Here is an 8,671-nt window from a genome sequence, read left to right on the forward strand (position 1 = left end):
TCTTCAGCCTTCATTACCAGTGACGGGTCCGCCCGGCCCGAGGCGGACGCCGGCCCGCAACCGTGTGTAGGGGAGCGTCTCGAGGTGGCAAGGGTTGGCGCCAGGGCTTTCGGCGAACAGGATCCGGTCGGTCACGCGCAAGTAGTCGGCCATGAAATGCACGCCGGACTTTACACAGATAATCGTGTGATCTGCAGGTTCGATTCCGACCACCCGGAACATCTCCTGATCGGCGTTCTGGCTGCGGCGCGAGCCGACAACCACCGTGATGCCGGTCCCATTGAGTTTGAGCCGGGCCACGAACCCGAGATGAGCCCGCGCGCCGCCATACATCGGGCCAGTGAAGTCAAAGACTCCGTCCGAGAGGCGTTCGACAATCACCGTGGCCATGACGGGCTGTGAGTATTCGGGGAAGGCGCCGCCAAGCGCGATTTCGATCTCGGCGCCTTCGCCCGCCGCGTGAGCCTTGGCCGCGGCCTCGGGGTCGTAGAGCATCGAGAGCACCGCGTCCGGCACCTTTTTGTCGATGAGGGCCTGTAGAACGCCGGTGGTCTCACCCGTGCCCCCCGCGCCGGGGTTGTCCTGCGGGTCGGCGATCACCACCGGGCCCGGCAGGGTGAGCGCGCGGTCGACGCAAGCTTGTGCGGGTTCGAGGCGGGCGTCGAAGGTGTCTTCGGCGGCAGCGAAGGTGGCAGCGATGCGGTCGACCGCGGCCCGCGCTTTGGCCGGATCCGGGTCATAAGCGAAGAGGCTGGGACCGCAGTTGGGGATGTCGGCGGGGGGGAAGCCCATGGCGATATCTGCGGAGGTGACATCGAGGTCGTCCAGCATGGCATAGAGGCTGCGCGCCGGTTCGAACTCCGTCGCCTGTGCCGTGATCGGCACCAGCAGATCGACTTGGGCATAGGCTTTGGCAAGTGGACCTTGCAACAGTCGGTCGAGCAGGTGTGCTGCGCGTGCGCCGGTGTCGGCCAGGTCAGTGTGCGGATAGGTCCGGTAGAGCGTGACGCCATCGGCCAGTTCCGAGATGGCGGGCGAGAGGTTCGCGTGCAGATCAAAACTGGCCACAATTGGTATGTCCGGCCCCACAACGGCGCGAAGACGGCGCAGGATTTCCGCCTCCGCGTCGTCGAAGGCCCGGGTGACCATCGCGCCGTGCAGGTCGAGATAGAGGGCGTCGGGCTGGGCCTCTGCAACGGCGGTGACGATCTCGCCCGTAATCGCCTCGAACGCTTCATCTTCCACATAGCCACCGGGCTCGGCGCCGGCCCAGAGGATCGGCATCATCTCATGCGGGCAGGTGGCCATGAAGCCGGAGAGTGGGATGTTCAGCCCGTGCATTGTCTCGTAGAGCGACGCACCGCGGGTCAGTGCAGGCCAGGCGCCGCCCGTCTTGAAGAGGCTCAGCGGCGTGGGGAAGGGCGCAAATGTATTGGTTTCGTGCTGAAACCCCGCGACAGCGACGCGGATCATGCGGTCACCTCACCGCCAAGTACCGTCGCCACCACCTCGATATCGCGCAGCGCCATCGGATCCACGGTCAGGGGGTCTTGGGCTAGCACGCAGAAATCGGCGTGTTTACCGGTCTGGATCGAACCGATCTCGTGATCGAGTTTGAGCACATACGCCGCCCCGAGCGTAATGCAGTGCAGTGCCTGCGGCACCGTTATCTGCTGGCTGGTGCCCAGCACACGGCCTGTCTCCGTCACCCGGTTCACGGCAGCCCAGGCGGTCACCAAGGGCGCCATGGGCGTGATCGGCGCGTCGGAGTGGATTGCAAACTCATTGTCGAAAATCTCCACCGCATCGCGGCAAGCGTTCATGCGGCTGGCTCGGTCGGGGCCAAGGGTTTTGGTCCAGTGGATATCGCCGAAGTAATGGATGTGATTGCCGAAGATGTTGCAGGTGAGCCCCAGCGACTTCATGCGTTTGAACTGGTCGCGGGTGGCCAGCTGCACATGCTCCAGCGTATGGCGCAGGTCTGGGTTCGGGTGTTTGAGCATGACCTCTTCGTAGACATCGATGGCGAACTCCGATGCCGCATCGCCGTTCGTGTGGATGTGGGTTTTCACCCCCGCCTTGTGCAGCGCCTCGACCGCGCGGCGGTAGTGATCCAGATCCATATTCCAGATGCCGTTGTCCTCGCCGGTGAAATAACCGGGTGCCTTGAGCTTAGCGGTGTAGCCTTGGATCGCGCCATCAGTGAAAAGCTTGGCGCGGCCCATTGAGAGCTTGTCGGTGGAGCGTGCGCGCAAGGCTAGCGCGCGGGCGGCTTCTTCCTCCGGGTCACCGACCATCGCGTTCATGACCGGGACAAACCGCGCAGGGAAGGTGGGGTCATGCACCACCCGCTCGATCATCGTGACCTCGTCGTCATGCAGGTCGGACAGCAGCTCCGCCACCGTGGTCACACCACAGAGGCGGGCGACTTGACCGTAGGCGCGCAGGCTCGGCTCGGTTGCCATGTTCAAGAAGTTATAACCGCTCGCCTCGCACATCGGCGTCATCGCGGCGAACTCCTGCAGCTCGCCATTGGGCGTGCCGTCGGGCCCCTTCATCACCCCTTCGATGTTGGTGCCGGCATCAAACCCCGCCAGCGCAAGCGCAGCTGAGTTCGCAGTCATGAGGTGGAAGTTCGAGTGCGAGACGATCACCGGATGATCGGTCGAGACCTGATCAAGGTGGTCCTTGTCGAACCGCCGCCCGGCGAGGAAATTCGGGTCCAGCCCCCAGCCGACGATGGGCGTGCCCTTGGGGGTGTTCGCGGCCACCTCCCGCAGCCGGGCGATGATGGCGTCGTAATTCCCAACACCTTCCCAGACCTTGCCCTGCGGGTCCGTGCGCGCATAATGGCCGCAGTAGGTATAGTCCCAAATGCCGCCCGCCATGACATGGGCATGCGCCTCGATCAGCCCCGGCAAAATCACGTTGTCGGCAAAGCGATCATCGACCTGCGCCTCGCCCCAGCCCTCGGCGCAATCGGCCCCGCCCACCGCCAGCACGCGGCCATCGCGAACCGCGACATGGGTCGCCTCGGGGCGGTTCGGATCCATGGTGATGACCTTGGCGGCGCGGAAAACTGTGATCATGAAATGTCCTTTGCAATGAGTGCCTGAGCTTCGGGCACATGCGGCCTTGCCGAGAGAAACAGCCCCGCGCGTGATTGACAACCCGCCATGACGCGTGCCTCATTAACCTTGCGTAACCAAGAAACAACACAAGACCAAGAGGGAGACGAAGATGCTTGGATGGATGACGCGGCGCAGTCTGCTGGCCACTCTGCTGGCGGGGCCACTGGCGCTGGGAGCGCTGCCGGGGGTGGCGCAGGCCGAAACAACGCTGCGGGTGATTCCACATGCGGATCTGAAGAATCTCGATCCGATTTGGACAACCGCTTATATCACCCGCAACCACGGCTACATGATCTATGACACGCTGTTTGCGATGAACGAAAACTTCGAGCCGCAGCCGCAGATGGTCGACAGCTGGGAGACCTCCGAAGATGGTCTGACCTGGACATTTGTCTTGCGTGACGGGCTGACATTCCATGATGGTGCGCCGGTGACGGCCACCGACGTGGTCGCCTCGCTGGAGCGGTGGGGCAAACGCGACGGGATGGGCCAGCAGCTCTTTGCGAACACCGCGAGCCTTGAGGCGCAGGACGACAAGACGGTGGTTCTGACCCTGGCCAATGACTATGGGCTGGTGCTGGAGAGCATCGGCAAGATATCCTCCAACGTGCCGTTCATCATGCCCGCGCGCGTCGCGGCAACCGACCCGTTTGAGCAGATCACGGATTTCACCGGCTCGGGGCCGTTTGTGTTCCAGGCGGATGAATGGGTGCCGGGCAGCACGGTGGTCTACACCAAGTTCGAAGACTATATACCACGGGACGAACCTGTGTCTGCGGCCTCCGGCGGCAAGTTGGCCAAGGTCGACAAGGTTGTCTGGACCTATTTCCCCGATCAGACCACGGCGATGAACGCATTGATGGCGGGTGAAGTGGACTTCTTCGAGCAGCCCGCCAACGACCTTGCCCCATTGCTGGAGGCGAACCCCGACATCACCGTCGAGGTGAATGACCCGCTGGGCAACATCGGCTTTGCCCGCTTCAACCACCTGCTGCCGCCCTTCGACAACGCCGATGTGCGTCGCGCAGCGATCATGGCGATGAAGCAGGAAGACTATATGGCTGCTGCTGTGGGGGACCCGAAGTTCTGGAAGACCTGCTATTCGGTCTTCCCCTGCGGCACGCCGCTCGACAATGATGTAGGCTCCGAGGTGATTGCCAAAGGCGATGTGGACGCGGCAAAGGCGGCCTTGGCCGAAACCGGCTATGACGGCACGCCGGTGGTGATCATGCAGCCGACGGACATCCCGATCCTCTCTGCCTTCTCGCTTGTGACAGCCGAGAAGCTGCGCAATGCGGGCTTCGAGGTCGAGGTGCAGGCGATGGACTGGTCGACGCTGACCTCACGCCGCGCCTCGCGCGACCCGGTGGCAGATGGCGGCTGGAACATGTTCCACACCTGGTGGATCGGCGCGGATGTGATCGACCCCATGGCCATCGCCTTCTCAGGCAACCCGGATGCGGGCTGGTTCGGCTGGGCCGAGGATGAGGCGCTCGAAGAGGCGCGCGCCGCCTTTGCGGTTGCGGGGAGCGAGGAAGAGAAGAAGGCTGTGGCGCAGACCGTGCAGGACCGTCTGTGGTCGATTGGTGCGTCGGGGCAGCTGGGGCAGTTCTTCAACCCCGTGGCCTATCGCAGCAATGTGAAAGGTCTGATCAAATCTCCGGTGCAGTTCTTCTGGAACATCTCGGTCGAGTGATCTGACATGCTTTGCCCGGCGCGGCTTGGGGGCGGCGCCGGGTCTCTAGTTTTCCGACAATCGGGGAGGCGCCATGACGCGCTATATCACCATGCGTGTGCTCTCGACCATTCCGGTCATGGTGCTCGTGGCCTTGTTTGTGTTCCTGATGCTGCGGCTGGCGCCGGGTGATCCGGCTTCGGTGATCGCAGGCGACTATGCCACTGCCGAAGACGTGGCGCGCATTCGTGAGCAACTGGGGCTGTCGGACCCCATCGTTGTGCAGTTTTTCCGTTGGGTTGGCGCGTTGATCCAAGGCGATCTGGGAACGTCGATCTTCTCGGGCAAGCCGGTGACCGAGCTGATTGGCCAGCGCATCGAGCCCACCATGCTGCTGGCACTCACCACCATCCTCTTCGCCGTTGTTGTGGCCGTGCCTCTGGGCACCATCGCCGCCTTCCGCGCCGGCTCGCTGCTGGACCGGGTGGTGATGCTGTTTTCGGTGAGTGGGTTCTCGGTACCTGTCTTCGTGCTGGGCTATATCCTGATCTACACCTTTTCCATGTCGCTGAAGATCTTGCCGGTGCAGGGTTATAAATCCCCCTTCACCGAAGGGTTGGGGCCGTTCCTCTATCATATCACCCTGCCCACTGTGACGCTGTCGGTGATCTTCGTTGCCCTGATTGCGCGCATGACCCGCGCCTCGGTGATCGAGGTGCTGGAGGAGGACTATATCCGCACCGCTCGCGCCAAGGGGCAGTCCGAGCTCACGATCCTGATGCGCCACGCGCTGCGCAATGCCGCCGTGCCGGTCGTCACCGTGATCGGCATCGGCATCGCACTTCTGATCGGCGGGGTGGTGGTGACCGAAAGCGTCTTCAACATCCCCGGCCTGGGGCGGCTCGTGCTCGATGCGGTGCTGGCGCGGGACTACCCGATCATCCAAGGGCTGATCCTGTTTTTCAGCTTCATCTATATTTTCATCAACCTGATGATCGATCTCAGCTATACGCTGCTTGACCCGAGGATCCGCTACTGATGACCGATGCGACCCTCCCGGCAACGCCCGAGAAGCCACAGGATATCTCGCTCATCCGCCATGCCCTGCGCAATCGCGGGGTGTTCTGGGGAGGGATTGTCCTCTTACTGATCGCGGTGCTCGCCATCGTCGGCCCCTTCTTCGTCGCGGATCCGACCGCACTGAACCCCATCAACAGGCTGAAACCGCCTGGCGCGGCGGGACTTTTTGGCACCGACATGCTGGGGCGCGACGTCTATTCGCGGGTCGTGAATGGAGCGCAGGTCTCTCTGGTGGTAGGGCTGTCCGTCGCCGTCGTCGCCGTGGCGCTGGGTCTCTTTCTGGGACTGATTGCGGGCTACATAAGGCTAATGGACGCGTTGATTATGCGGCTGATGGACGGGTTGATGTCGATCCCTGCGATTCTGCTGGCAATTGCGCTTATCTCTCTTTCAGGGGCCACGCTGGCAACGGTGATCGTGGCCATCGTGATCCCCGAGATCCCGCGTGTGGTGCGGCTTGTGCGCTCCGTCGTGCTGACCGTGCGCGAAGAACCGTATGTCGAGGCGGCGATTTCGGCAGGCACCAAGGTGCCAACGATCCTTGTGCGCCATGTGCTGCCCAACACCATTGCACCGCTGATCGTGCAGGCCACGTATATTTGCGGCTCTGCGATGCTGACGGAGTCGATCCTTGGCTTTCTGGGCGCGGGGATCCCACCCGAAATCCCCTCTTGGGGGAATATCATGTCAGAAGGGCGCACGTTCTTCCAACTTACACCCTGGATCATCTTCTTCCCCGGCGTCTGCCTTGCGCTCACCGTGCTGGCGGTGAATGTGGTCGGCGACGGGCTGCGCGACACGCTGGATCCGCGCATTGCAAAGGCGATGCGCTGATGGCGGTGCTGGAGGCCAAGGGGCTGACTGTGCAACTGCCCCCGAGCGCGGACCGCCCCTTTGCGGTGGAAGACATCACGCTCAAAGTCGATGCCGGCGAGATCCTCTGCATCGTAGGCGAAAGCGGCTCGGGCAAATCGGTCACGGCTTTCTCGGTCATGGGACTGGCGGACAAGCGCGCCCTGACGCCAGTGGCGGGCACGATCAGCCTGGAAGGCGAGGACCTGCTGACCGCCAGCGACGAGCGCCTGCGCAAACTGCGCGGCGAGAAGATGGCGATGATCTTTCAGGAACCGATGACCGCGCTAAACCCCGTACTGCGGGTGGGTGACCAGATTGGCGAGATGCTGGAGATACATACGGATCTGTCGACGTCGGCTCGTAAAGTGAAGGTCATCGAGGCCATGCGGGATGTGAACCTGCCGGACCCGGAAAAGATGTACCGCTCCTATCCGCACCAACTGTCAGGTGGGCAGCGGCAGCGGATCATGATCGCCATGGCGCTGACGCTGGAGCCGCAGCTGCTGATTGCCGATGAGCCCACAACGGCGCTGGATGTAACCACTCAGGCGCAGATCCTCAGCCTGGTCAAGGACATCCAGCGTCGCAAGGGCATGGGCGTGATATTCATCACCCATGACTTCGGCGTTGTGGCCGAGATTGCCGACCGCGTGGCGGTGATGAAACACGGGCGCATCGTCGAACACGGCACGGTGGCGGAGGTGCTGGGCGCGCCGAAAGACCCCTATACGCAGCAGCTGATTGCGGCGGTCCCATCAATGACGCCGCCTGAGCGGGCGGAGGCGCAAGGCGCTGTGGCGCTGGAAACACAAGACCTGGTCAAGACCTACGGGCAGCAGGGGCTCTTTGGCACGGGCCGCGTGGTCAAGGCGGCGCAGGATGTGGACCTGACTGTTCGACGTGGCGAGACCCTGGGAATCGTCGGCGAAAGTGGCTCGGGCAAATCGACCGTGGCGCGTTGTGTGATGCGGCTGATTGATCCGACCTCGGGCGCCATTCTGATCGACGGTGAAAACATCGCGTCCTTGCGCGAAGGCCAGCTGCGCCCGCACCGGCGTGACATTCAGATCGTCTTTCAGGACCCTTACCGCTCCCTCAACCCCCGCCGAACTGTTGGGCAGAGTATTGTCGAAGGGCCGGTGAACTTTGGGCTCAGCATGGTGGAGGCCAAGTCCCGTGCAGCGGATCTGATGAAGGTTGTGGGGCTCTCGGCGGATGCGTTGGAGCGCTTTCCGCACCAGTTTTCGGGCGGACAGCGGCAGCGTATCTGCATCGCGCGCGCGCTGGCGATGGAGCCTGCGATCCTGATCGCGGACGAGGCCGTCTCGGCGCTGGATGTGTCGGTTCAGGCACAGGTGCTGGATCTGCTCGATGATGTGCGCAAGCGTTTCGATCTGGCGATGCTATTCATCACCCACGATTTGCGGGTGGCGGCGCAGATCTGCGACCGGATCGTGGTGATGAACAAGGGGCAGGTGGTCGAGACCGGTCCGACCGCGAGCGTTTATGCAAACCCGAGCCATTCCTACACACAGGCCTTGCTCGCCGCGGCGCCGGGCAAACAAGACCTTTCTGGTTAGAACACGTCGTCGGTCGGTCCGTACGTCAGAACGCGTACCCGTAGCGCTGTGCTTGGGCCAAAGTCAGATGACCTTCAACACACTTGCGCAGTAGAATTTGCTGTCACGGCATGACAATTGGCCATACTACTCGAGCCGCTATTCCAGAATTGTCCCTGTCCTTCCCCGCTAAAACTTGGCCACTACATTGGCCGCGAGAGAGGGAATTGGCATGGCGAGGAAGCGACACTCAGACGAAGACGTGCTGAAGCTGCTGCGTGAGATCGAGCTTAAGCCGATGGGGTGGATAGCTCCTGCTCCCCCGGCGTCGCAATGCGCCAAGTGCAGTTGTCTATCACTGCTAGGAAAGG

General features: G+C 62.6%; 6 protein-coding genes. 4 read left to right on the forward strand and 2 right to left on the reverse strand.

All coding sequences use genetic code 11. The annotated features are described in order from the left end of the window. Positions 1-3 precede the first annotated feature (3 nt). Entirely contained in the window at positions 4-1,473 is a 1,470-nt protein-coding gene (locus tag Q1A71_RS09060) for a M81 family metallopeptidase (RefSeq protein WP_299674262.1), read from the reverse strand. After that, the gene (locus Q1A71_RS09065) at positions 1,470-3,089 is read right to left on the reverse strand and encodes an amidohydrolase (protein WP_299674266.1); all 1,620 of its coding nucleotides are present in this window, start codon (positions 3,087-3,089) and stop codon (positions 1,470-1,472) included. Before Q1A71_RS09065 ends, Q1A71_RS09060 begins: the two co-directional genes overlap by 4 nt. A 151-nt stretch (positions 3,090-3,240) precedes the next feature. On the opposite strand from Q1A71_RS09065, the gene Q1A71_RS09070 reads away from it, so the two are divergent. The 4 genes from Q1A71_RS09070 to Q1A71_RS09085 all read left to right on the forward strand — a co-directional run bounded on the left by Q1A71_RS09070 (position 3,241) and on the right by Q1A71_RS09085 (position 8,321). Continuing rightward, a complete protein-coding gene (locus Q1A71_RS09070) occupies positions 3,241-4,827 on the forward strand; it encodes an ABC transporter substrate-binding protein (protein ID WP_299674269.1) in 1,587 nt (528 codons plus the stop codon). Between the two features lie 73 nt (positions 4,828-4,900). After that, the gene (locus tag Q1A71_RS09075; protein WP_299674272.1) at positions 4,901-5,845 is read left to right on the forward strand and encodes an ABC transporter permease; all 945 of its coding nucleotides are present in this window, start codon (positions 4,901-4,903) and stop codon (positions 5,843-5,845) included. Then, positions 5,845-6,720 carry an ABC transporter permease gene (locus Q1A71_RS09080; RefSeq protein ID WP_299674275.1) on the forward strand — a complete coding sequence of 292 codons (876 nt, stop codon included), beginning with the start codon at positions 5,845-5,847 and terminating at the stop codon, positions 6,718-6,720. The genes Q1A71_RS09075 and Q1A71_RS09080 overlap by 1 nt, the downstream gene beginning before the upstream one ends. Further along, the gene (locus Q1A71_RS09085) at positions 6,720-8,321 is read left to right on the forward strand and encodes an ABC transporter ATP-binding protein (RefSeq protein ID WP_299674278.1); all 1,602 of its coding nucleotides are present in this window, start codon (positions 6,720-6,722) and stop codon (positions 8,319-8,321) included. Before Q1A71_RS09080 ends, Q1A71_RS09085 begins: the two co-directional genes overlap by 1 nt. Positions 8,322-8,671 lie beyond the last annotated feature (350 nt).

The sequence above is a fragment of the uncultured Roseobacter sp. genome, assembly GCF_947493125.1.
Classification (GTDB): domain Bacteria; phylum Pseudomonadota; class Alphaproteobacteria; order Rhodobacterales; family Rhodobacteraceae; genus Roseobacter.